Origin of the sequence: Streptomyces sp. NPDC007164 (assembly GCF_040634135.1) — a bacterium.
GTDB classification, from domain to species: domain Bacteria; phylum Actinomycetota; class Actinomycetes; order Streptomycetales; family Streptomycetaceae; genus Streptomyces; species Streptomyces sanglieri.
This window is the reverse complement of sequence record NZ_JBEYFB010000025.1, coordinates 61,161-83,772: the sequence shown is the minus strand read 5'-3', so window position 1 is coordinate 83,772 and position 22,612 is coordinate 61,161. Positions and strand designations below refer to the sequence as shown.

At 70.5% G+C, this 22,612-nt stretch carries 21 protein-coding genes, 2 pseudogenes and 1 riboswitch; of the genes and pseudogenes, 1 reads left to right on the top strand and 22 read right to left on the bottom strand.

Going from position 1 to position 22,612, the window contains the following annotated elements; all coding sequences use genetic code 11:
* Window positions 1-122: 122 nt before the first annotated feature.
* From ABZ622_RS27055 to rpsB, 10 genes are all read right to left on the bottom strand, one after another.
* Window positions 123-575, bottom strand: a complete 453-nt coding sequence (locus ABZ622_RS27055; protein WP_360547377.1) for an SRPBCC family protein — start codon at window positions 573-575, stop codon at window positions 123-125.
* Window positions 576-761: 186 nt separating this feature from the next.
* Entirely contained in the window at window positions 762-1,787 is a 1,026-nt protein-coding gene (locus ABZ622_RS27050; RefSeq protein WP_360547375.1) for an ABC transporter ATP-binding protein, read from the bottom strand.
* A gap of 22 nt (window positions 1,788-1,809) precedes the next feature.
* Window positions 1,810-3,423, bottom strand: a complete 1,614-nt coding sequence (locus ABZ622_RS27045; RefSeq protein WP_360547373.1) for an iron ABC transporter permease — start codon at window positions 3,421-3,423, stop codon at window positions 1,810-1,812.
* A gap of 116 nt (window positions 3,424-3,539) precedes the next feature.
* A complete protein-coding gene (locus ABZ622_RS27040; protein ID WP_360547371.1) occupies window positions 3,540-4,652 on the bottom strand; it encodes a thiamine ABC transporter substrate-binding protein in 1,113 nt (370 codons plus the stop codon).
* A 73-nt stretch (window positions 4,653-4,725) separates the two neighbouring features.
* A riboswitch (TPP riboswitch) is annotated at window positions 4,726-4,841 on the bottom strand.
* A 41-nt stretch (window positions 4,842-4,882) separates the two neighbouring features.
* A complete protein-coding gene (gene rlmN / locus ABZ622_RS27035; RefSeq protein WP_360547369.1) occupies window positions 4,883-5,989 on the bottom strand; it encodes a 23S rRNA (adenine(2503)-C(2))-methyltransferase RlmN in 1,107 nt (368 codons plus the stop codon).
* Window positions 5,990-6,083: 94 nt separating this feature from the next.
* On the bottom strand, window positions 6,084-7,169 hold the full coding sequence (locus tag ABZ622_RS27030) for a phosphatidate cytidylyltransferase (RefSeq protein WP_360547367.1): 1,086 nt from the start codon (window positions 7,167-7,169) through the stop codon (window positions 6,084-6,086).
* Window positions 7,169-7,726 carry a ribosome recycling factor gene (gene frr / locus ABZ622_RS27025; RefSeq protein WP_093545310.1) on the bottom strand — a complete coding sequence of 186 codons (558 nt, stop codon included), beginning with the start codon at window positions 7,724-7,726 and terminating at the stop codon, window positions 7,169-7,171. The genes ABZ622_RS27030 and frr overlap by 1 nt, the downstream gene beginning before the upstream one ends.
* 178 nt (window positions 7,727-7,904) lie before the next feature.
* Window positions 7,905-8,681, bottom strand: coding sequence for a UMP kinase (gene pyrH / locus ABZ622_RS27020; RefSeq protein WP_360547365.1), 777 nt, complete (start codon window positions 8,679-8,681; stop codon window positions 7,905-7,907).
* Between the two features lie 159 nt (window positions 8,682-8,840).
* Window positions 8,841-9,677 carry a translation elongation factor Ts gene (gene tsf / locus ABZ622_RS27015; RefSeq protein ID WP_259934944.1) on the bottom strand — a complete coding sequence of 279 codons (837 nt, stop codon included), beginning with the start codon at window positions 9,675-9,677 and terminating at the stop codon, window positions 8,841-8,843.
* Window positions 9,678-9,776: 99 nt separating this feature from the next.
* Complete coding sequence (gene rpsB, locus ABZ622_RS27010) at window positions 9,777-10,715, bottom strand: 30S ribosomal protein S2 (RefSeq protein WP_360547363.1); 939 nt, start codon at window positions 10,713-10,715, stop codon at window positions 9,777-9,779.
* Between the two features lie 406 nt (window positions 10,716-11,121).
* On the opposite strand from rpsB, the pseudogene ABZ622_RS27005 reads away from it, so the two are divergent.
* Window positions 11,122-11,772: pseudogene (locus ABZ622_RS27005) on the top strand (M23 family metallopeptidase); the annotation flags it as partial.
* 77 nt (window positions 11,773-11,849) lie between these two features.
* On the opposite strand, the gene ABZ622_RS27000 reads toward ABZ622_RS27005, so the two are convergent.
* The 12 genes and pseudogenes from ABZ622_RS27000 to lepB (ABZ622_RS26945) all read right to left on the bottom strand — a co-directional run bounded on the left by ABZ622_RS27000 (window position 11,850) and on the right by lepB (ABZ622_RS26945) (window position 22,605).
* On the bottom strand, window positions 11,850-12,443 hold the full coding sequence (locus ABZ622_RS27000; RefSeq protein ID WP_360547437.1) for a helix-turn-helix domain-containing protein: 594 nt from the start codon (window positions 12,441-12,443) through the stop codon (window positions 11,850-11,852).
* Window positions 12,444-12,561: 118 nt separating this feature from the next.
* On the bottom strand, window positions 12,562-13,398 hold the full coding sequence (gene whiG, locus ABZ622_RS26995; protein ID WP_266688323.1) for an RNA polymerase sigma factor WhiG: 837 nt from the start codon (window positions 13,396-13,398) through the stop codon (window positions 12,562-12,564).
* Window positions 13,399-13,638: 240 nt separating this feature from the next.
* A complete protein-coding gene (gene dprA, locus ABZ622_RS26990) occupies window positions 13,639-14,793 on the bottom strand; it encodes a DNA-processing protein DprA (protein WP_360547435.1) in 1,155 nt (384 codons plus the stop codon).
* Between the two features lie 137 nt (window positions 14,794-14,930).
* Entirely contained in the window at window positions 14,931-16,559 is a 1,629-nt protein-coding gene (locus ABZ622_RS26985; RefSeq protein ID WP_360547360.1) for a YifB family Mg chelatase-like AAA ATPase, read from the bottom strand.
* A complete protein-coding gene (locus ABZ622_RS26980; RefSeq protein WP_266688326.1) occupies window positions 16,559-16,918 on the bottom strand; it encodes a YraN family protein in 360 nt (119 codons plus the stop codon). Before ABZ622_RS26980 ends, ABZ622_RS26985 begins: the two co-directional genes overlap by 1 nt.
* A 227-nt stretch (window positions 16,919-17,145) precedes the next feature.
* Window positions 17,146-17,454: a DUF2469 domain-containing protein gene (locus tag ABZ622_RS26975; protein WP_003965949.1), complete on the bottom strand. Its 309-nt coding sequence runs from the start codon at window positions 17,452-17,454 to the stop codon at window positions 17,146-17,148.
* Window positions 17,455-17,518: 64 nt separating this feature from the next.
* The gene (locus tag ABZ622_RS26970) at window positions 17,519-18,007 is read right to left on the bottom strand and encodes an NUDIX hydrolase (RefSeq protein ID WP_360547358.1); all 489 of its coding nucleotides are present in this window, start codon (window positions 18,005-18,007) and stop codon (window positions 17,519-17,521) included.
* On the bottom strand, window positions 17,997-18,746 hold the full coding sequence (gene lepB, locus ABZ622_RS26965) for a signal peptidase I (RefSeq protein WP_360547356.1): 750 nt from the start codon (window positions 18,744-18,746) through the stop codon (window positions 17,997-17,999). Before lepB (ABZ622_RS26965) ends, ABZ622_RS26970 begins: the two co-directional genes overlap by 11 nt.
* Window positions 18,747-18,798: 52 nt before the next feature.
* Window positions 18,799-19,629: a signal peptidase I gene (gene lepB / locus ABZ622_RS26960; RefSeq protein WP_360547354.1), complete on the bottom strand. Its 831-nt coding sequence runs from the start codon at window positions 19,627-19,629 to the stop codon at window positions 18,799-18,801.
* A 365-nt stretch (window positions 19,630-19,994) separates the two neighbouring features.
* Window positions 19,995-20,891, bottom strand: coding sequence for a signal peptidase I (lepB, locus tag ABZ622_RS26955; protein ID WP_360547433.1), 897 nt, complete (start codon window positions 20,889-20,891; stop codon window positions 19,995-19,997).
* Window positions 20,866-21,842 (bottom strand): annotated as a pseudogene (lepB, locus tag ABZ622_RS26950) (signal peptidase I); the annotation flags it as partial. The pseudogene lepB (ABZ622_RS26950) and the gene lepB (ABZ622_RS26955), both read right to left, overlap by 26 nt.
* On the bottom strand, window positions 21,835-22,605 hold the full coding sequence (gene lepB / locus ABZ622_RS26945) for a signal peptidase I (protein WP_360547352.1): 771 nt from the start codon (window positions 22,603-22,605) through the stop codon (window positions 21,835-21,837). The gene lepB (ABZ622_RS26945) and the pseudogene lepB (ABZ622_RS26950), both read right to left, overlap by 8 nt.
* Between the last annotated feature and the right edge of the window lie 7 nt (window positions 22,606-22,612).

Here is a 22,612-nt window from a genome sequence, read left to right as displayed (position 1 = left end):
AGCCGGGTTGTCGGCGAGGCCGTAGGCCGGGGTCAGAAGGACGCGAGCCGGGTTGTCGGCGAGGCCGTAGGCCGGGGTCAGAAGGACGCGAGCCGGGTTGTCGGCGAGGCCGTAGGCCGGGGTCAGAAGGACGCGAGCCGGGCCACGAGCGCGTCGAAGAAGGCCTCCCAGCCGTCCTCGGCCGCCGCGTACTGCTCGGCCGTGAGGTTGCCGCCGCGCTGCTGGAAGACCAGCTCGGTGGTCCCGCCGCGGCGCTCGGTGAAGGTGGCGGTGACGGTCTCGCCCTCGATGTCGGCGGGCGCGGAGGCGTCCTTCAGGGTGAACACCAGCTTCTCGGGGGCCACCACCTCCCGGTAGACCCCGTGGAACGGCATCTCGGTGCCCGGCACCACGATGACCAGGCTCCAGGACCCGCCCGGCCTGACGTCCATCGACACCCGGTCGAGCGGCACCTCGGCGTCGCCGCCGTACCAGGCCGCGAAGTGCTCGGGCGTCGTCCAGGCCGCGAAGACCTTCTCCGGCGGGGCGTCGAGGATGCGGGTGATGTCGATGCCCTCGCGTGCTGACTCGGTCATGTCCCTGTCCTTCCCGGAGTCTTCCGGATCCGCTGCACGGCCCCGGGGCCGTCCGCGAGGACGTTCCAGGGGTTCCCCCCGGGGCGGTCGGCGCCGCACTCCGGGGCATCCGGCAATCCTCCGGCCGATGGGCGGCTCCCGCGACCGGTGGGCGCCGTCCCCGGGCGGCTCGCCCGGGGCGGACGGTCAGGGGCGGGCGGGCAGGACCACGGTCTCGGCCGCGTCGAAGCCGGCCCCGACCGTCGCACCCTCCTCGGGGGCGTCCCGCAGCGCGCACTCCGCCTCCAGCTCCGGGCCGTCCTCCGGCACCAGTCGCACGGCGACGTGATTGCCCCGGAACGTACGCGTCCCGACCACACAGCGCAGCCCTTGGTCCGGGGCGCCGATCCGGACCCCGGCAGGGCGCACCAGCAGATCGCACGCCCCCTGCGGCGAGCCCCCGGGCACCGGCACCTTCCCCCACACCGTGGCGGCGACGGTGCCGCTCACCGTCGCCGCGACCACGTTGTCGAAGCCGAGGAACCGGGCGACGAAGGCGGAGGCGGGCCGCTGCCAGACCTCCAGCGGGGTACCCACCTGGGCGATCCGCCCGTCCCGCATCACCACCACCCGGTCGGCCAGCGCGAACGCCTCGCCCTGGTCGTGGGTGACGGCGAGCACCGTCGTGCCCAGCCGGCCGAAGAGCGTGCGCAGTTCGACGACGAGCCGCTCACGCAGACCGCGGTCGAGCTGGCCGAGCGGCTCGTCCAGCATCAGCAGCTTGGGGCTCGGGGCGAGGGCCCGCGCGAGGGCGACGCGCTGCTGCTCACCGCCGGACAGGGCGGCGACGGCGCGGCGTTCGGCGCCGGGCAGGCCCACCAGGTCGAGGAGTTCGCCGACCCTGCGCTCCTGGTCACGGCGCGACACCCCGCGCATCCGCAGCCCGAAGGCCACATTGGCGCCGACATCGCGGTGCGGGAAGAGCTGGTGGTCCTGGAACATCAGGCCGAGACCGCGCCGGTGCACCGGCACCCCGGCCTGGTCCGCGCCGTCCAGCAGCACCCGGCCGCCGTCCGGCGGATGCAGTCCGGCGACCACCCGCAGCAGGGTGGACTTGCCGCTTCCGCTCGGCCCGAGCACACACACGATCTCGTGCTCGGCGACCGCCAGGTCCACCGCGTCGAGCACCGCGCGTTCGCCGAAGCGAACCGTGGCCGATTCCAGTGTCAGCATTTCCAGAACTCCCCGGACATCTCTAGAACTCCCCGGACCGGTCCGTGCGGATACGTTCGAGCAGCAGCAGCGAGACGGCGCAGACCACCATCAGGATGGTGCTCAGGGCCATCGCCTGGCCGTAGTTGAGCTCCCCGGCCCGTCCCAGCAGCCGGGCCACGGCGACCGGCAGCGTCGGGCGGTCGGGCCGGGCGATGAACACCGTCGCACCGAACTCACCGAGCGAGACGGCGAACGCGAAACCCGCCGCGACCAGCAACGCCCGCCGCACCAGCGGCAGATCGACCTCCCGCCAGGCCCGCAGCGGCGAGGCCCCGAGCACCGCGGCCGCCTCCCTCAGCCGGCCGTCCACCGCGCGCAGGACCGGCAGCATGGTCCGTACGACGAACGGCACACCGACCAGTGCCTGGGCCAGCGGCACCAGGATCCAGGAGGTCCGCAGGTCCAGCGGCGGCTTGTCCAGGGTGATCAGGAAGCCGAAGCCGACGGTGACCGCGGACACCCCGAGCGGGAGCATCAGCAGCGCGTCGAAACCGCGCACCAGCCGGCCGGCCCGCTGGGTCAGCGCCGCGGCGGCGAGCCCGCCGATGACCAGTGCGATGACCGTCGCGACCAGCGCGTACTGCAGGGAGTTCCAGATCGCTTCGAGCGGCGCGACCAGGAACGTGCCGCCGCCCGCGTCCACGGACGCCAGCGCGCGGTAGAAGTCGAGGCCGTGGCCGCCGGTGGTGTCCACGGAGCGCTCGACCAGCACTCCGAGCGGCAGCAGAATCAGCAGCAGCACGGTCAGCAGCACCCCGCAGAGCAGCGCCCACTGCCCGGCGCCGCGCGGCCTGCGGGCGGTCTGCGCGGGATCGACCAGCTTCAGCGCGGTCTCCCTGCGCCGCACGGTCCACGCGTGCACGGCGAGGATCGCGCCGACCGCGGCGAACTGCACCAGCGTCAGCACGGCGGCCGTCGGCAGGGCGAGCAGCTGCGCGGTCTGCCGGTAGATCTCCACTTCGAGGGTGGCGTAACCGGGGCCGCCGAGGATCTGTACGACCCCGAAGGAGGTGAAGGTGAAGAGGAAGACCATCAGCGCGGCGGCGGCCACGGCGGGCGCCAGGGCCGGCAGGGTGACCCGCCGCCAGGCGGCGAACCGCCCCGCGCCGAGCACCCTGGCGGCCTCCTCCTGCCGGGGGTCGAGCTGGGACCACAGGCCGCCGACCGTCCGTACGACCACCGCGTAGTTGAAGAAGACATGGGCGAGCAGGATCGCCCAGACCGTGGTGTCGAGCCGTACGCCCCAGAGTTCGTCGAGGAAGCCGCCGCGTCCCAGCAGCGCCAGGAAGGCCGTCCCGACGACCACGGTCGGCAGGACGAACGGCACCGTGACGACCGCCCGCAGCAGTTGTTTGCCGGGGAAGTCGAAGCGGGCGAAGACATACGCCCCGGGCAGCGCGATCAGCAGGGTCAGCGCCGTCGAGGCGAGCGCCTGCCAGGTGGTGAACCAGAGGACGTCGCGGATGTCCGGCCGGGCCAGCACCTCGCCGATCCGGCCGAACTGCCAGACGCCGTCCACCTTCAGGCCCCGGCCGACGATCGCCGCGACCGGGTAGGCGAAGAACAGCGCGAAGAACGCGACGGGCACGGCCATCAGGCCGAGCCGCACCGCGCTCCCGCGCCGGGCCTTCGCACGGGCGGCATCCGCGTGCGCGGACCGCGGGCGGGGAGTCCTCCCGCCCGCGTCCGTTCCGCGTACGGGACTCTTCGTTACTTCACTACGAGCGAGGACCACGACTGGACCCACTGCTCACGGTTCTTGGCGATCTTCTCCGGGGCCACGGTCGCCGGACTGTCCACCGTCGCGCCGAACTTCGTGAAGAGCTCCGGCAGCGCCGCGTCCTTGACGACCGGGTTGACGAACATGTTGAGCGGCATGTCCTCCTGGAACTTCTTGCTGATCAGGAAGTCCAGCAGGGCCTTGCCGCCCGCCTCGTTCTTCGCGCCCTTCAGCAGGCCGGCGAACTCGATCTGCCGGAAGCAGGTCCCGGTGGCGACGCCGGTCGGTGCGGTCTTCGGCTGCGGCTTCGCGTACAGCACCTCGACGGGCGGGCTGGAGGCGTACGAGACGACGAGCGGCCGGTCCGCCTTGGCCTTCTTCCCGCCGGCCGATCCGGAGAACTCCTCGTTGTACGCCTGCTCCCAGCCGTCGACGACCTTGACGCCGTTGCGCTCCAGCTTCTTCCAGTAGTCCTGGTAGCCCTTCTCGCCGTAAGTGGCGACGGTGCCGAGGAGGAAGCCGAGACCGGGCGACGAGGTCCCGGCGTTCTCGGTGACGAGCAGGTCCTTGTACGCGGGCTTCGCCAGGTCGTCGAAGGACTTTGGCGGCGCGAGCTTCTTGTCCGCGAAGTACTTCTTGTCGTAGTTGACGCAGATGTCGCCGGTGTCGACCGGGGTGACCCGGTGCTTGTCGGCGTCGAGCCGGGTGTCCGCCGCGACCCGGTCGATGCCCTTCGCCTGATACGGCGTGAAGAGCCCGCTGTCGAGGGCGCGGGAGAGCAGGGTGTTGTCGACGCCGAAGAACACGTCGCCGCGCGGGGATCCCTTGGTCAGGATCTCCTGGTTGAGCGCGACCCCCGCGTCTCCGCTCTTGAGCACCTTGACGGTGTAGCCGGTCTCCTCGGTGAACTCCTTCAGTACGTCCTTGGAGGCGTTGAAGGAGTCGTGGCTGACGAGGGTCACGGTCTTGGAGCCCGAGCCCTTCGTACCGCCGGAACCGGCGGCCGGGTCGTCGGAGCTCCCGCAGCCGGCGAGTGCGGTGACGCCGAGCGCGGCGACGACGGCCGAAGCCGCGAGCTGCCTGGTCCTGCGCGTGGTGGTCATGGTGGATTCCTCCTGGGTTTTGGCCAGGAAGAGACGCGGCCCTGCCCGCGGGAAGCGGGCAGGGCGCAACAGCATGAGTTGATGACCGAACTTCCTACCCGGAATGACCCGGGCGAGGTTCAGAGGGTCTGCGGCCGACCTGTCTCGGTGCCGCACTCTCAGCGCTGTGGCGCTCCCCTGTCGGAATATGAAGTTGATTTCAGGCCCAGATTACACGGGCCGTTTCCGCCTCAGCGCTCGGCTGCCGCCAACTGCCCGCAGGCCCCGTCGATCTCCTGACCGCGAGTGTCCCGCACGGTGACCGGCACCCCGTGGGCGGCGATCGCCTCGACGAACGCCTTCTCGTCCTCGGGCCGCGAGGCGGTCCACTTGGAACCGGGCGTGGGGTTCAGCGGGATCAGGTTGACGTGCACCCGCTTGCCCTTGAGGAGCCGGCCGAGCCGGTCGCCGCGCCACGCCTGGTCGTTGATGTCGCGGATCAGCGCGTACTCGATGGAGATGCGACGGCCGGACTTCTCCGCGTACTCCCACGCGGCGTCCAGCACCTCGCCGACCTTCCAGCGCGTGTTCACGGGTACGAGGGTGTCGCGCAGCTCGTCGTCCGGCGCGTGCAGCGAGACGGCGAGGCGGCACTTGAAGCCCTCGTCCGCGAAGCGGAGCATCGCGGGCACCAGGCCCACGGTGGAGACGGTGATCCCGCGCTGCGAGAGCCCCAGCCCGTCCGGCTCAGGGTCGGTGAGACGGCGGATCGCGCCGACCACCCGGTTGTAGTTGGCGAGCGGCTCGCCCATGCCCATGAACACGATGTTGGAGAGCCGCGCCGGACCGCCGGGGACCTCCCCGTCACGCAGCGCCCGCATGCCGTCCACGATCTGGTGGACGATCTCGGCGGTCGACAGATTACGGTCGAGACCGGCCTGCCCCGTGGCGCAGAACGGGCAGTTCATCCCGCAGCCGGCCTGCGAGGAGATGCACATCGTGACCCGCTCCGGGTAGCGCATCAGGACGGACTCGACGAGCGTCCCGTCGTGCAGCTTCCACAGGGTCTTGCGGGTGGTGTCGTCGTCGCAGCTGATGTGGCGGACCACCGACATCAGGTCGGGCAACATCGCCTCGGCGAGCTTGGCCCGCGATCCGGCCGGGATATTGGTCCATTCCGCCGGGTCGTGCGCGTACCGCGCGAAGTAGTGCTGCGAGAGCTGCTGGGCGCGGAACGGCTTCTCGCCGATCGCGGCGACGGCTTCCTTGCGCTCGGCGGGCGTGAGGTCGGCGAGATGCCGCGGCGGCTTCTTGGCTCCGCGGGGCGCGACGAAAGTGAGTTCTCCGGGCTTAGGCATGGTTCATCCAGTGTCGCAGACAGAACAGTGAGGGCCCGCCGTCCTGTGGACAACGGGCCCTCACTCGTAAAGTCCCAGGTCAGGACCCTGTTTCTCAGGTGGAGCCGACGAACAGCACCAGCAGCAGCCAGACCACCGGGGCGGTCGGCAGCAGCGAGTCCAGCCGGTCCATGATGCCGCCGTGCCCCGGCAGCAGCGTGCCCATGTCCTTGATCCCGAGGTCCCGCTTGATCATCGACTCGCCCAGGTCCCCGAGGGTGGCGCTGGCCGCGACCGCGAGCCCGAGCAGCAGCCCCTGCCACCAGGAACCGCCGTCGATCAGGAACTGCATGCACAGCGCACCGGCGACCATCGCGAAGGCGACGGCCCCGAAGAGACCCTCCCGGGTCTTTCCGGGGCTGATGCGCGGCGCCAGCTTGTGCTTCCCGAAGCGCCAGCCGACGGCGTACGCGCCCGTGTCACTGACCACGGTCAGCAGCAGGAAGGTGAGCACCCGCTGCGGCCCGTCGTCGGCGGTCAGGAGCATGGCGACGAACGTGGCGAGGAACGGCACGTAGAACGCCGCGAACACACCGGCCGTGACGTCCTTGAGGTAGCCCTCGGGCGGTTCGGTCATCCGCCAGACGAGCACCGCCAGCGCGGTCAGCGCCATCGCCACCCAGGCGCCTTCGGCGCCCTGCGCGTAACCGGCCACCACCATCGCCGCGCCGCCCACCGCCAGCGGGACGAGCGGTGCCTTGATGCCCTTGCGCTCCTGGAGCCGTGAGGTGAGCTCCCAGAGGCCCACGACCACAGCGACGACGATCACGCCGACGAACACGGCCTTGACGATGAACAGCGAGGCGACGATGACGGCGCCGAGCCCCACACCGACCCCTATGGCGGCTCGCAGATCACGGCCCGCACGTTTCTTCTGCGGGGGCGGCGGCGCGGTGGACATGGGCTCCTGCGGCTTCTCGTCACGGAACAGGGGGCCGCCGCTCAGGCGTCCGGCCCCCTGGTCCCGGTCATCACGGTCGTCAGCGTCTCTACCTGCGTCGGGAACGTCCGGCACGATGGGCATGGGCCGAGTCTGCTGGGCGTCATGCACATCGTATGCAGGACCCGCCGGAGCCGCCTGCATCTCGGGCGCACCCCAGCGGCCGGCTCCCTGCGGGGTGCCCCAGGAAGAGTCGTTCATCAGACTTCGAGCAGCTCGGCTTCCTTGTGCTTCAGCAGCTCGTCGACCTGCGCGACGTACTTCGCGGTGGTGTCGTCGAGCTCCTTCTCGGCGCGGCGCACCTCGTCCTCGCCCGACTCCTTGTCCTTGACCAGCTTGTCGAGGGTCTCCTTGGCCTTGCGGCGCACCGCGCGGATGGAGATCTTGGAGTCCTCGGCCTTGCTCTTGGCGACCTTGATGTAGTCGCGGCGGCGCTCCTCGGTGAGCTCCGGGAAGGTCACCCGGATGATATTGCCGTCGTTGCTCGGGTTGACGCCGAGGTCCGAGTCGCGGATGGCCTGCTCGATGTTGCGCAGCGCGGTCTTGTCGAACGGCGTCACGACGGCCATACGCGGCTCGGGCACCGAGAACGAGGCGAGCTGGTTGATCGGGGTCAGCGCGCCGTAGTAGTCGGCGACGATCTTGTTGAACATCGCCGGGTGCGCACGGCCGGTACGGATCGCGGCGAAGTCCTCTTTCGCGACGACTACGGCCTTCTCCATCTTCTCCTCGGCCTCAAGGAGGGTTTCTTCGATCACCACGTGCTCCTGCGTGTCTTGAGTGGCCCGTCGTGCCGGGGCCCGGCGGGTCCTGCGTCGCGTCCTCACCTGCACGGTGTCCGACCGGCAGGCCGTTGTCCATCCTTCGGGGCCGGTCCCGGGGTTCCCCCCGGAGGCCCGGACCTCCCCGTCGTACTGCGGGAAGGTTCCCCGGTCCTCAGACCCGGGTGCTCCGGTCACTCACGAGCGTGCCGATCTTCTCACCCTTGACCGCGCGGGCGATATTGCCGGTCGCGGTCAGCTCGAAGACGAGGATCGGAAGGTCGTTGTCGCGGCAGAGCGTGATGGCGGTGGCGTCGGCGACCTTGAGATCGCGGGCGAGAACCTCGCTGTACTCGAGCGCGTCGAACTTCACCGCGTCGGGGTTGCTCTTCGGGTCGGAGTCGTAGACCCCGTCCACCCCGTTCTTGCCCATCAGGAGACCTTCGGCGTCGATCTCCAGGGCGCGCTGGGCGGCAGTGGTGTCGGTGGAGAAGTACGGCATCCCCATGCCGGCGCCGAAGATGACGACGCGGCCCTTCTCCAGGTGGCGCACGGCGCGCAGCGGGATGTACGGCTCCGCGACCTGCCCCATGGTGATGGCGGTCTGGACGCGGGAGTCGATGCCTTCCTTCTCCAGGAAGTCCTGGAGCGCCAGGCAGTTCATGACCGTGCCGAGCATGCCCATGTAGTCGGACCGGGCCCGGTCCATGCCGCGCTGCTGGAGCTCGGCGCCGCGGAAGAAGTTGCCGCCGCCAATGACGATCGCGATTTCCGCGCCGTCACGGACGACCGCCGCGATTTCCCGGGCGATGGCGTGTACGACGTCGGGGTCGACACCGAGACCCCCGCCGCCGGCGAACGCCTCTCCGGACAGCTTCAGCATGAAGCGTCCGGCCACCTTGCCGTCGTCGCGCTTGTGGTCACCTTGTGCGGCGTCCGCGCCCTTGTTCATGGAGATTCTCCTCGTGCACATACGAAGAAGGCCATTGCCGGTGGGTCTGGTGTCCCTCAGCGGCAATGGCCTCCTCGTCAGATCTGCGGTCGTACGGCATGAGTGCGGCCGACGACTGCACTAGACCCTATCGGGGTCCACCGTGTTTCGCGGACGGACTCAGATGCCGACCTTGATGCGCGAGAAGCGCTTCAGGGTGACACCGGCCTCGTCCAGGACCTTCTGGACGGACTTCTTGTTGTCCAGCGCGTACGGCTGGCCGAGGAGGGTGGCCTCCTTGAAGAAGCCGTTGACGCGACCCTCGACGATCTTCGGGAGCGCGGCCTCGGGCTTGCCCTCGGCGCGCGTGGTCTCCTCGGCGACGCGGCGCTCGGCCTCGACGACCTCGGCCGGGACGTCCTCGCGGGACAGGTACTTCGGGGCGAACGCGGCGATGTGCTGCGCGATGCCCTTGGCCAGCTCGGCGTCGGCCTTGTCCAGCTCGACCAGAACACCGATCTGCGGCGGCAGGTCGGGCATGGTGCGGTGCATGTACGCGGAGACGAACGCGCCGGAGAACTGCGCGAAGCGGTCCAGGACGATCTTCTCGCCGAGGTTGGCGTTGGCCTCGTCGACGTACGCCTGGACGGTCTTGCCGGCCTCGATCTCGGAGGCGAGCAGCGCCTGGATGTCGGCCGGGGAGGTGGCGGCGACGTGGGCGGCGAGGGTGTTCGCGACGTCCTGGAACTTCTCGCCCTTGGCGACGAAGTCCGTCTCGCACTTCAGCTCCAGCAGAACACCGGACGTCTGGTCCTCGGAGATGAGGGAGACGACGGCACCGTTCTCGGCAGAGCGGCCCTCGCGCTTGGCGACGCCCTTCTGACCCTTGATACGGAGCGCCTCGACGGCCTTGTCGACGTTGCCGTCGGCCTCGTCGAGGGCCTTCTTGCAGTCCATCATGCCGGCGCCGGTCAGCTCGCGGAGCTTCTTGACGTCAGCGGCGGTGTAGTTCGCCATGAGTCTGTATTTCTCTCTCGAAGTCTGAAAGATCTACGGGTGAACGGCGGGGGCGGTGCTTGTGGCACCGGCCCCCGCCGTCGTCAGCCGTGACGGGTGTCAGGCCTGCTCGGCGTCCGCGGCCGGGGCCTCGGCGGCCGGGGTCTCGGCGGCCGGGGTCTCGGCGGCCGGGGTCTCGACAGCAGCCTCGGCGGCGGGGGCCTCGGCGTCCGCGACCTTCTCGGTCTCGGCGGAGGTCTGGACCTCGGCGTCGGCCTTCTTGTCGCCCTCGAGCAGGTCGCGCTCCCACTCGGCGAGCGGCTCGCCGGCGGCCTTCTCGCCCGGCTTCGAGTCACCGGTGGCGGCACCGGAACGGGCGATGAGGCCCTCGGCGACGGCGTCGGCGATCACGCGGGTGAGCAGGGTGACGGAGCGGATCGCGTCGTCGTTGCCCGGAATCTTGTAGTCGACCTCGTCGGGGTCGCAGTTGGTGTCGAGGATCGCGACGACCGGGATGTGGAGCTTGCGCGCCTCACCGACGGCGATGTGCTCCTTCTTGGTGTCGACGATCCAGACGGCGCTCGGCACCTTCTGCATCTCGCGGATACCACCGAGGGTCTTCTCCAGCTTGGCCTTCTCGCGGGAGAGAACCAGGAGCTCCTTCTTGGTGAGGCCGGAGGCGGCCACGTCCTCGAAGTCGATGAGCTCAAGCTCCTTCAGACGCTGAAGGCGCTTGTAGACGGTGGAGAAGTTGGTGAGCATGCCACCGAGCCAACGCTGGTTGACGTACGGCATGCCGACGCGCGTCGCCTGCTCGGCGATGGCCTCCTGGGCCTGCTTCTTCGTACCCACGAACATGATGGAGCCGCCGTGGGCGACGGTCTCCTTGACGAACTCGTAGGCGCGGTCGATGTACGACAGCGACTGGAGCAGGTCGATGATGTAGATGCCGTTGCGCTCGGTGAAAATGAAGCGCTTCATCTTCGGGTTCCAGCGACGGGTCTGGTGACCGAAGTGGACGCCGCTTTCCAGCAGCTCCCGCATCGTGACGACGGCCATGGCCGTACTCCTTGAGGTGCTCGGTTGTCGCGACCGCAGGATTGCTGTCGCGCCTGACGCCCCGACGCGCCGTGCCACGAGGGACCGAGGAGCGCAGCCACCGTCCGCGAAGAGGGAGGTGGCGGGGCGTGCGAAGTCGACCCGGTGACCCGGATCGCCATAGGAAGTGTACGGGACGGCCCGGGTGCCGGGTGACGGCGCTGTCCACAACCGGCTGGTTGTCCACAGATCCGGTTCATGATCCGCGCGGATCGGGGGGCTGCGGGACGGTTCTGCCATGCGATGCACACCTGATCCGACCGGCCCGACCCACCCGACCGACCTGGTGGTTCCGAGCGCGGGCACCTGCCGCCGGAAGTCCGCGCGCCGGGTGCGGGAGGCGCTCGCGGTGGTGTTGGCGGCCCTGTTGGCGGTGGTGTGCGGCACGGCGGTCACCGCGGCCGGCGCACCGACGCCCACGCCCACGCCCGCGCCTGTTCCCGAGCCTGCACCCACGCCCGTTCCCGCACCGACACCCACGCCCGAGCCTGCACCCGCGCCCGTTCCCGCACCGACACCCGCGCCGGGAACGGGGACAGGGACAGGGGCGGAGCCAAGACCGGGGACGGATGGTGGCCGGAGCTGGCCGCTTGCCGGGCGGCCCGCGGTCCTGCGGGGCTGGGAGCCCCCGGCCGGCCCCTACGCGCGAGGCCACCGCGGGGTCGACCTGGCCGCCGATCCGGGTGCGGCGGTGCTCGCCGCCGCCTCGGGCCAGGTCTCGTTCGCGGGGCGGGTGGCGGGACGCGGGGTGCTGGCGATCGAGGTGGCCGGCAGCGGTGATCCGCCGCTGCGGACCACGTACGAACCGGTGCGCGCGCTCGTGACGAAGGGCGAAAAGGTGGCGGTGGGGCAGGTGGTGGCGGTCATGGAGGCCGGGCCCTTCCACTGCGCGGCGGGCTGTCTGCACTGGGGCCTGCGGCGCGGTGACACGTATCTGGATCCGTTGTCGCTGCTGCCGCCGTCGCTGCTGCGACGGGGCCCGTCCCGGCTGCTCCCGGTGTTCGGAGTGCCCGAACCCGAGCACTCCGCCCGAGGGACCGGGGACGGGCTCGCCGCCCCCGGCGTTCTGCTCGCCGCCGCGGTGCGGCGGCGGCGTCAGCCCCGTGCGCCCTGGACGCCTTGGACGCCTTGGACGCCTTGGACGCCTCGAAGGATCATGGCGACGGCGGTGTCCGCGATCACGGCCGGCTCCTCGGCGACGGCCAGTTCGATACGTCGCACCGCGGCGTCCACCGACCCCTGGAGCAACATCGCCGCCAGCCTCGGCTGCGCGTGGCCGAGGTCGCCGAGCGCCTCGACGATCATGGCGATCAGCCCGCCGTGGGCGGCCCTGATCTTCTCGCGCGCGCCGGCGTCCAGCTCACTCGCCGAAATGGCGACGACCGCCCGGTGGCGGCGGTCCCCGACGAGGTCGAGCTGCCGGCGCACATAGGCCTCGATCTTGTCCTCGGGCGTCGTGGCCCGTTCCATCGCGTTCTCGACCTCGGCCGCCCAGACGGGGAAGTCGACGGCGCAGAGCTCTTCGACGACGGCCGCACGGGAGCGGAAGTACTCATACACGGAGGACCTGGCGAGGCCCGTGCGTTCGGCGAGGGCGGGGAAGGTCAATGCTTCCGTACCTCCCTCGGACAGCAGGGAGCGTGCGGCGTCCAGGAGGGCGCCGCGCTGCATGGTCCGGTGCTCGGCCACCGAGGCCGCTCGAATCCTGGGCACGCGTCCACTGTACGGCGACCGGTGTTCGAGAGGGCGGGTGCGGCCCGGATCAATGGCCGAAGCAGCCATGACCGGCACCGGCCGCGAGCAGGACTCAGCGGCCGGCGTCGGCCAGCTTGGCGCGCAGTTGCAGCACCGATTTGGTGTGGATCTGGCTGACCCTGCTCTCAGTGACTCCGAGGACATTGCCGATCTCAGCCAGTGTGAGGCCCTCGTAGTAGTAGAGCGTGACGACGGTCTTCTCACGCTCCGGGAGGGTGTTGATGGCCCGGGCCAGCAACCGTCTGAGCTCACGGTCCTCGGCGACCTCCACCGGATTGTCGGCGGCGGTGTCCTCAAGAGTGTCCATCAGGCTGAGCCGGTCGCCGCCCTCGCCGCCGACATGCAGCAGCTCCTCCAGCGCGACCACGTTCGCCAGCGACAACTGGCTGAAAACCGCGTGGAGTTCCTCCAGCGCGATGCCCATCTCCGCGGCGACCTCCGCCTCGGACGGAGTACGCCGCAACTGCGCCTCCAGCGTGGCGTAGGCGCGTTCCACCGCCCGCGCCTTCTGGCGCACCGAGCGCGGGATCCAGTCCAGTGCCCGCAGTTCGTCGATCATCGCGCCCCGGATGCGGGTGATCGCGTAGGTCTCGAACTTGATCGCGCGCTCGATGTCGAACTTCTCGATCGCGTCGATCAGTCCGAAGACCCCGGAGGAGACGAAGTCCGCCTGCTCGACGTTGGAAGGCAGGCCCACGCTCACCCGGCCCGCGACGTACTTCACCAGCGGCGAGTAGTGCAGGATCAGCTGCTCCCGCAGCCGCTCGTCGCCCGTGGACTTGTACGAACGCCACAACTCGTCGAGCGAGGAAGGGGCGGGGGGACGCACAGTGCCACGCGCAGCCGGTGGTGCTGCCGCGCGGTCAGACCCGGAGGTGTGCTGGGGCATGTGGTGCCTTGAGCCGTTCTGCTGTGAAGTGCTGGGACGTATGTCTGAGTCGGAACCCTTGTGAGCGTAGCGTGACCATGATGTCGCGGTCCGCGCAGGATAGAGGATCGGCGCTGTGCGAATCCGGCCGATCCGACATGGCTGAGGTCCGGGGCCGTCGCCGTACGCGTCGGCCCCGGAGGCGTCACCGAAGGATCCGCCGAGGTCATCGGCATCACCTTTTCACCCGAATGCTCCAGGTCAAGTACCGCCTCGCCGCGCGTCGCCATTGCAAGTCGGTCGCGGCGTCAACTGCCATCCATCGCCATCCCGTTCGACGAACCCCAGTGAGTGCAGTTCGTACAGCCTGCCGAGCGCCTCGTCGGTGCTGGTTCCGGCCGTGCGGGCCACATCGCGGCCACTGAGGGCACCCCGGTACGGCAGGGCGTCGAGGACTCTGGCGGAGACCGCGTCGAGCAGGTCCCTGGGGTGCACGGGGCCACGTCTGACCGGGGCCAGCTCACCGATGTCCCCCACCAGTTCGGCGATTTCGGCGGCATCGGTCACCAGGACGCCCTCTCCGCGCAGGAGTTCGTGGACCCCTGCCGACAGCCCGCTGGTGGCGGGTCCGGGGACGCCCATGGTGAAGCGGCCGAGCCGCTGTGCGCAGCGCGCGGTGACGAGCGAACCACTGCGGTATTCGGCCTCCACGACGACCGTCCCGCGCGTCAACGCGGCGATGACCCGGTTCCGGAGGATGAATCTGCTGCGGGTGGGATGATCGGACGGTGGTAATTCGCCGATGACGAGCCCCTGTTGCGCGATCCGTCCGATCAGCTCGGCGTGTCCCCGGGGGTAGGGGACGTCCACCCCGCAGGCCAGGACCGCCATCGTCGCCCCGCCGGCGGCGAGCGCGCCGCGGTGCGCCGCCCCGTCGACCCCGAACGCGGCTCCGGACACGACCACCCACCCCAGCTCCGCGAGTCCCGAGCCGAGACCGGCCGCCATGTGCGATCCGTAGGGGGTGCAGGCGCGTGCGCCGACCACAGCGACCGAACGCAGCGCCCAGAGCCGCAAATCGCGGGGGCCCCGCACCCACAGTCCGGTCGGTCTGGCGTCCGCGAGGTCGTCGAGCTGGCTGGGCCATTCCCGGTCCCCGGGGCAGATGAACCGCCCGCCGAGCGCGGCGACCGCCGAGAGGTCCCGGCCGGGGTCGGCGCTCTCGGCCCGCAGCCGGTACCCGGCGAGCCGCCTCGGGGTCATTCCGCTCAGCTGCTCCGCGGTGCCGTCCCCGGTGGTGATCCGCCGTATCAGCTCGACGGCACCGCACTCGCGCAGCCAGCGGCCGCCGCGCTCGTCCCCCGGCTCGATGATGCGGGTCAGCGCTGCCCGCGCCAGCCGCTCCTGAACGCTCACCACCACCCCGGACCCTGTTCCGGCCCCGTGCTCCGGGCCGTCCCCCGGGCCGTGCTCCGGGCTGTGCTCCGGGCCCTGCCCCCGTACCTCCCCCGACGGGTCCTGCCCCCTCCCCGGTCCACCGTCCGCCCGCCGATTCATGACGGCGTCCCGGCATTCGTCAGGGCGCCCCGTGGAATCCCGGTGCGCAGTTCCAGCGCCACCGCGATGTCGGAGGCGTCCGGGCGGTCGGCGCCTCGCAGATCGGCGACCGTCCACGCCACTCTGAGCACCCGGTCCAGGCCCCGCGCGGTGAGCAGGCCGCGTTCCATGTCCCGTTCGGCCTCCTTGAGCGCGCCCGGGGCCGCGACCAGCCTGGTCCGCAGCTCATGGCCGGGCACCTCGCTGTTGGTGGACCACGCGGTGCCCGCGAGCCGCTCCGCGGCCCGCGCCCTGGCCTGCCTCACCCGGGCCGCCACCGCGGCCGTCGACTCGCCCCGGCCGCCCTGCCCCATCAGGTCCTGGCGCCTGACCGGCTCGACGAGCACCCGCAGATCCACCCGGTCGAGCAGTGGCCCGGAGAGCCTCGCCTGGTAGCGCCTGACCGCGGACGGCGGGCATTCGCAGCCGGCGCCGCTGAGGCTGTGCCGGCCGCACGGGCACGGGTTGGCGGCCAGCACCATCAGAAATCTGGCGGGCAGTCGCACCACCCCGGCGCTCCGTGCCACCACCACATGCCCCGATTCCAGCGGCTGGCGCAGTGCGTCCAGCGCCCGCACGGAGAACTCGGGCGCTTCGTCCAAAAAGAGAATTCCCCGATGAGCCAACGAGACCGCACCGGGCCTCGGCAGCCCATTGCCGCCGCCGACCAGCGACTGCATCGTCGCCGAGTGGTGGGGCGCGCAGTAGGGCGGCCGGCTGACCAGTGGCTCCCCCGGCGGCAGGATGCCCGCCACCGAGTGCACCGCGGTCACCTCCAGGGATTCCTTCCTGGTCAGCTCCGGCAGGATGGCCGGCAGCCGCTCGGCCAGCATGGTCTTGCCGGCGCCCGGCGGTCCCGAGAGCAGGAGGTGGTGACCGCCCGCCGCGGCGACCTCCAGAGCCATCCGGGGCTGCTCCTGCCCCGCCACGTCCGCCAGATCCGGCAGATGTCCGTCGCCCTGCCCGGCACCGCGGGCGAGGCCGGTGCCGATGCCCGCGCCGGGCACCATCAGCCCGGCCAGCATGGTGTCGGGGCGCCCCTCGTCGTGTGCCTGCCGCTCGTCGGGCACCGGCTCGTCGCAGAGCACCGCGATCAGCTGCCGCAGGCTCCGTACCCCGAGGACGGAGACTCCGGGGACCAGCGCCGCCTCGCCCGCGGTCTGTTCCGGCACGACCACCTGCCGGTATCCGGCCTCCGCCGCGGCGAGCACGGCCGGCAGCACCCCGCGCACCGGCCGCACCCGGCCGTCGAGCCCCAGCTCACCGATCATCACCACATCGGCGATGGAACCAGGATCGATCCGCTCGGCCGCCCCCAGCACCGCACAGGCGACGGCGAGATCGAACCCGGATCCACCCTTGGGCACCGAGGCCGGCGACAGGCCCACCGTGAGCTTCTTCTGCGGCCACTCGGCCCCCGAGTTCACCACCGCGGCCCTGACCCGGTCGCGGCTCTCCACCAGGCTCTTGTCCGGCAGCCCCACCAGGGTGAACGCGGCCACCCCCGCCTCCAGGTCCGCCTGGACCTCCACCACCACACCCTCGACGCCGACCAGCGCCACCGAGCACGCCCGCGCGAACCCCATCAGGCCACCCCCCGCGCATGCTCGGCGACCGGCGCACCTCGCCTGGGCAGCACCACGCCGACCAGGTCGATCCGGACGCCGCCGGGCGGCGGTCCGCCGTGCCGGTCGATCCAGATACCGGCCAGCCGCCGCAGCCGCTCCGCCTTGACCGGCGTGACGGCCGCCATCGGATGCTCGAAGGCGCCCGCCCTGCGGGTCTTCACCTCGCAGACCACGAGCGCGTCGCCGTCCATCGCGACGATGTCGATCTCACCGGCGCGACAGCGCCAGTTCCGTTCCAGTACGGACATGCCGGACTCGGCCAGCAGCCGCACCGCCAGGTCCTCGCCGTACCGCCCGAGTGCCCCCCGTGCGTTCATTTCGGCACCACCTCCGGGACCGACTCTGACGCGTCCGGTCCCGATCGGTGGATCTTGGTGGAAAACCTCGGGATTGTGGATATCCCGGCCACCCGGAAGTGCGAATCAAGGGCGGCCCAAGGCCGGACCGAACCCAGGCCGGTCCGAATCGAACCCAGGCCAGACCGAACCGAACCCAGGGCGGACCCGATCGGATCAAGGGCGAATCGACGCCCTCGGGAGTGGGCTCAGCCGCCCGGAAGTTCGAGATCGCTCTTGTTGAGCTCCTCGATGTTGACGTCCTTGAACGTCAGCACCCGGACCTGCTTGACGAACCGCGCAGGGCGGTACATGTCCCAGACCCAGGCGTCCGCCATCGATACTTCGAAGAACACCTCGCCCTGGACCGAGTGCACCTGCATCTCGTAGTCGTTGGTGAGGTAGAAGCGCCGTTCGGTCTCGATCACATATTTGAACAGACCGACGACATCTCGGTACTCCCGGTAGAGCTTCAGCTCCATCTCGGTCTCGTACTTTTCGAGGTCCTCGGCGCTCATTGGCATGTTCCCCTTCAGCCGTGCGTCCCCCCATTGTGCGCCAGGCTCCCGGCCCCCTGGACCCTTAGGCGATTTCGGGGTCGAGAACCACTGGCATATGCGGAGGACCCTCGTCGAGCAGCGTGCGCAGCAACTCGGCGAGCCTGGTCGGGTACACCGTCTCACGCGCCGCCGACAGTTCGGCGGAGGTCCACCACCTCAGACCCGCGACACTGCGTTGCTCCAGCCCGGTCTGCCCACTGGTATCGGTGGCGGTCTGCCTCGTACGGGCCAGGAAATACCACTCGTCCTGATCCCGGCGGCGTCCGTCGAACGGGAACGAGCACATCCGCTGCCAGAGCAGCGGACCCAACTCGACGTCGGTGATCCCGGTCTCCTCCGTCAGCTCGCGCAGCGCGGCCTCCTCCCGGGTCTCGTCGCCCTCCACGCCGCCGCCGGGGGTGAACCACCAGGTGCTCGCCGGATCCGCCGGTTCGAAGCCGTGCATCAGCAGGATCCGGTCGTCGGGGTCCAGAAGGACCACGCGGGCGACCTTCCGCTTCTCAGTGCGCACCGGCGGGCACCTTTCCGCCCTTGGTCCGTGGTGCCCGCAAGGCCCGTGCCGCGATCGGTCCGTACGCCGCGCCGCCCAGAATGAGCACCACGCCCACGAGCACCGCCGCGAGTTGCAACCGCAGCGGTCCGGGCGACGACACCCCGCCGGGGAGGGAGGCGAAGGCTCCCGGACGCTCGACCATGCCGTTCATCGGCCAGGCGACGGCGTCCACCCGGGCCTGTACCGCGTCGCGGGGGACGGAGCCCTGACCGGCGTCGTTCAGGTGCACCCGGGAGTCCAGCGACGCGGTGCGCTCATCGCCCAGCAGGAAGAGCTGCCCCTTGGGCACCTGAGCCGTGAAATTCTCCGCCGAGGCGAGGCCCTTGGCGTGCAGATACGGTTCGTCAACGGGCTTCCCGTTGACCGTGAGCCGGCCGCCCTTCCCGCAGCAGGCGATCCGGTCGCCGCCGATCCCGACGACCCGCTTCACCATCGGCATGTCCCCCCACGCCGGATCGGTGAAGACCACCACGTCGCCGCGGTGCACCTCGCTGCCGTCGATCCGCTGCGCGAGCACCCGGTCGCCGGCGTTCACCGTCGGTGTCATCGACCCGGTCGGCACCGTGTACGGCTTGTACACCACCGCTCCCCAGGCGAACCCGCCGAGGAAGAGCACACAGCCGACGGCCACGGCCAGCCCCGACAGCATGCTGCCGAGACGGCCGCGGCCGTCACCCGTACGTCCTTGTCCGCTCATCCCAGCGTCCCCCCACTCCGGAGATCGAAAATCGCTGATCCGAGTCGGCACCCTACCCGGCGGTACGCCCGCCGGTCAGCCTCCTGCGGCGCCACAGTACGAGAGGGAGCGCACCCGCGATGCCGACGGCTCCCGGGGCCAGGCCCGCCGCCGCGCTGATCCCCGGCTGGTCGAAGGTGTCCGGGACCGACAGCGTCGCCCAGCGGTTGATCGGCCACGCCACGACCACGGCGCGCCCCACGACGTCCTTGACGGGCACGAAGCCCTTGGTCGCCTCGTCGGTGTGGTAGCGCGAGTCCAGGGAGTTCTGCCGGTGGTCGCCCATCACCCAGATCTTGCCCTCGGGCACCTTGAAGGGTCCGAAGGGCTTGTCGTCGCAGGCCGTGTTGCCGGGGAAGATGTACGGCTCGTCGAGCGCCTTCCCGTTGACCTTGACCGGGCCGCCCTTGGCACACTCCACGGTGTCGCCGCCGACCGCGATCGTCCGCTTGATCAGGTCCTTCTCCTTGGACGACGGCATCAGGCCGATGAAGCTCAGAAAGTCCTGCACCACGTTCGACTCGGGGGTCGGTTCCCCGGCGAGCCAGTTGTCCGGATCGTGGAAGACGACCACCTCGCCGCGCTCGGGCTCCCCGCCGAACCACGGTGTCAGCTTGTCCACCAGCACCCGGTCGCCCCGCTGGAGCGTGTTCTGCATCGAGTCCGAGGGGATCGAGAACGCCTGCACCAGGAACGTCTTGATCAGCAGCGCGAGAACCAGGGCGACGACGATCAGCAGGGGCAGCTCCTTCCAGAAGGGGCGCTGCTTCCTCGCTGCCCTCTTGCCGTCCCCGTCCGGAGCCCGCTCATCCGCGGGCGCGTCCGGATCCGGCGCCCCTCCCACCGGACCGGCCGCCGGATCCGCCGCTGTACCGGCTGCGGAATCGGCCGCCGGTTCGACGGCAGGATCAGCGGACCGGTCGGGCCCCTTCGCGGAGTCTTCCTGTCCAGGTCGTGCACCGGCAGCCACGTCACTCACATCCAGTCCTCACTATGCGCCCCCGCCTTCTCCAGGACCCCACCCGTTCAAAGGCCCACTGCCCCGAACAACGAGCGGGAGTTCCTGAGACCCATGAAGAACACCCGGCGAGCGTCCCGCACTTATTCGATCTTGCCGTTTCCTCGGTCACAACGCCATCGCCCAGCCACGGCACCACCGCCCCGCCCCGCCGAACCGGTACGGTCCAGCGGATCATGACAGGACGTCAGTCACTTCCGCCGCTCGGAGGACAGCCGGACCCGCCTGCGCCAGAGCACGATCGGCACGGCCCCGGCGATGCCGATCGCACCGGGCGCCGCGGCCATCGCGGCACCCAGGCCCGGCTGGTCGAAGGTCTTCGGGACCGGCAGCGTCGCCCAGCGGCTGATCGGCCACGCCACGACGAAGGCCCGGCCGACGACCTCGTCGTTGGAGACCGTGCCGTTGCCCGGCAGTTCCTGGTGGTAGCGGGAGTCGCGGGAGTCCTGGCGGTGGTCGCCCATCACCCAGATCCGGCCCTCGGGCACCTTGATCGGGCCGAACGGCGCGTCGTTGCACGCGGTGTTGCCGGGGTAGATGAACGACGTCTCGTCCAGGGCCTTGCCGTTGACCACGACGGGGCCGTTCTCCCTGCACTCCACCGTGTCGCCGCCGATGGCGATGACCCGCTTGATCAGGTCCTTCTCCTCGGCGGACGGCATCAGTCCGATGAAGCTGAGGAACTTCTGGACCACATTCGGGTGGACCTCCTCGGTGTCGTCCAGCCAGCCGCCCGGGTCGTGGAAGACGACGACCTCACCGCGCTCGGGTTCCGAGCCGAACCAGGGGGTCAGCTTGTCGACCAGCACCCGGTCGCCCCGCTGGAGGGTGTTCTGCATCGAGTCCGAGGGGATCGAGAACGCCTGCACCAGGAACGTCTTGATCAGCAGCGCGAGAACCAGGGCGATGACGATCAGCAGGGGCAGCTCCTTCCAGAAGGAGCGCGGCTTCTTCATGGCCGTGCCGCCGCCGTCCGGAGTGGCGCCGTCACTCCCCGCGCGGCCCGCCGTCCCGGCAGACTCGGCATGACCCGAACGGTCCGGCCGGTCCTCGGGCTCCTCATGTCCGGATCGTGCGCCGACGGCCAAATCCCCCACATCCACTCCTCACTCCGTGCCACGCCTGCGCCCCAGCCGGTGCAGGCCCACCACTCCCATAACGAGCGGGAGTTCCGCAGGGGTCGGGAGAGGGATCATTCCGTTGAGATCCCGGGACGACACACTATTCGACGGGGCCGACGCCCCGGCCGTCCCGGCGCGCGCGTCAGGGACCGGGCCGAACGTCGCCGGTTCCTCCAGTTTCCGCCAGTGGCCGACGGGCCAGGCGATCACCACGGCCCGTCCCACGACCTCGTCCTCGGACACCGTGCCGTGTCCCGGCTCGTCCAGGTGATAGCGCGAATCGGCCGAATCGGACCGGTGGTCGCCCATCACGAAGATCCGGCCCTCCGGAACCTTTACCTCGAATTTGATGAGGGAGGGAGGATTCCCGGGATACAGATACGGCTCGTCGAGCGGTACGCCGTTGACGGTGACCCGGCCGTCCTGGCCGCAGCACTTCACCGTGTCGCCGCCGACCGCGATCACCCGCTTGATCAGATCCTGTTCGTCGTCGGAGGGCAGCAGCCCGATGAAGGTCAGCGTCTCCTTCACCTGCTTGACCACGACAGGCGGGTCCTTCTTGTCCGCGTTCTCCTGTTTCAGCCAGCCGCCCGGGTCCTTGAAGACGACGACATCGCCGCGCTGCGGCCGGGATCCGAACCAGGGCGTCAGCTTGTCCACGAGCACCCGGTCACCGATGCGGATGGTCTGCTCCATCGATCCGGACGGGATCACGAAGGCCTGCACCAGGAACGTCTTGAGCACCAGCGCGATCACCAGTGCCACGACGATCAGCAGCGGGATCTCCCCCACCGCCGCCCCGCGCCGCCGCCGCTTGACCCTGCGGGCCAGCTTCCGCCGCGCCGCCCTGGTGGGCAGCGAGCCCGCGGCCGACGGCTCCGCCCCGGGCCCGGGCCTCCCGAGGCCGCGGTTACCCACGGCCCCCGCCCGGCGTCCCCGCGGTGGCGAAGGCGGCGCCGTCCGGCAGCGAGCCCAGCCTGCTCGGCGGCCAGCCGATCCAGTCCACCCTGCCGATCACCATGTCGACCGGGACCATGCCACCGCCCGGCTCGCCCAGGTGGTCACGCGAGTCGCGGGAGTTGCTGCGGTGGTCGCCCATCATCCACAGCTTGCCGTCGGGCACGACGATGTCGAAGCGGACCCGGGAGGGCGCGTCCCCGGGATGCAGATAGCTTTCGACGACCGGCCGGCCGTTCACCTCGATCCGGCCCCGCTCGTCGCAGCAGACCACCCGGTCGCCGCCCACGCCCACCACCCGCTTCACGTAGTCGGTATCGGCCGGCTCGGCCAGGCCCAGGGAAGCGGCCACCGAGTGCATCAGACCGGTGACGGGGTTCCCCTCCGGGGGTTCCTGGACGAACGATCCGGTGCCGTCGAAGACCACCACGTCGCCGCGCTGCGGCACGGAGCCCGAGCCGTACGCCAGCTTGTTCACCAGCACCCGGTCCCCCACCCGCAGCGTGGGCTCCATCGAGCCGCTGGGGATCAGGAAGGGCTGCACCACGTAGTTGCTCAGGAGCAGCACGAAGACCGCGCAGGCGGCCCCGAGCGCGGCGGTCCGTCGCCAGGAGATCGCGGCGGTCGGAAGATCCGGGATACGCAAGGAGCGCGCCCCCTCCTCCGACGCCTTTGCGGGTGCGGAGGAGCGGTCGCGCTCCGAGGGCTTTGCTTCCGTGTCCATCGGGGCC

Coding starts and splice junctions, on each gene's coding strand:
- ABZ622_RS27055 (WP_360547377.1), bottom strand. CDS start 575: ATGACCGAGTCAGCACGCGAGGGCATCGACATCACCCGCATCCTCGAC.
- ABZ622_RS27050 (WP_360547375.1), bottom strand. CDS start 1,787: ATGCTGACACTGGAATCGGCCACGGTTCGCTTCGGCGAACGCGCGGTG.
- ABZ622_RS27045 (WP_360547373.1), bottom strand. CDS start 3,423: ATGGCCGTGCCCGTCGCGTTCTTCGCGCTGTTCTTCGCCTACCCGGTC.
- ABZ622_RS27040 (WP_360547371.1), bottom strand. CDS start 4,652: ATGACCACCACGCGCAGGACCAGGCAGCTCGCGGCTTCGGCCGTCGTC.
- rlmN (WP_360547369.1), bottom strand. CDS start 5,989: ATGCCTAAGCCCGGAGAACTCACTTTCGTCGCGCCCCGCGGAGCCAAG.
- ABZ622_RS27030 (WP_360547367.1), bottom strand. CDS start 7,169: ATGAACGACTCTTCCTGGGGCACCCCGCAGGGAGCCGGCCGCTGGGGT.
- pyrH (WP_360547365.1), bottom strand. CDS start 8,681: ATGAACAAGGGCGCGGACGCCGCACAAGGTGACCACAAGCGCGACGAC.
- tsf (WP_259934944.1), bottom strand. CDS start 9,677: ATGGCGAACTACACCGCCGCTGACGTCAAGAAGCTCCGCGAGCTGACC.
- rpsB (WP_360547363.1), bottom strand. CDS start 10,715: ATGGCCGTCGTCACGATGCGGGAGCTGCTGGAAAGCGGCGTCCACTTC.
- whiG (WP_266688323.1), bottom strand. CDS start 13,398: ATGCCCCAGCACACCTCCGGGTCTGACCGCGCGGCAGCACCACCGGCT.
- ABZ622_RS26985 (WP_360547360.1), bottom strand. CDS start 16,559: ATGGGGTTCGCGCGGGCGTGCTCGGTGGCGCTGGTCGGCGTCGAGGGT.
- ABZ622_RS26980 (WP_266688326.1), bottom strand. CDS start 16,918: ATGAACGCACGGGGGGCACTCGGGCGGTACGGCGAGGACCTGGCGGTG.
- ABZ622_RS26975 (WP_003965949.1), bottom strand. CDS start 17,454: ATGAGCGCCGAGGACCTCGAAAAGTACGAGACCGAGATGGAGCTGAAG.
- lepB (WP_360547356.1), bottom strand. CDS start 18,746: ATGAGCGGACAAGGACGTACGGGTGACGGCCGCGGCCGTCTCGGCAGC.
- lepB (WP_360547352.1), bottom strand. CDS start 22,605: ATGGACACGGAAGCAAAGCCCTCGGAGCGCGACCGCTCCTCCGCACCC.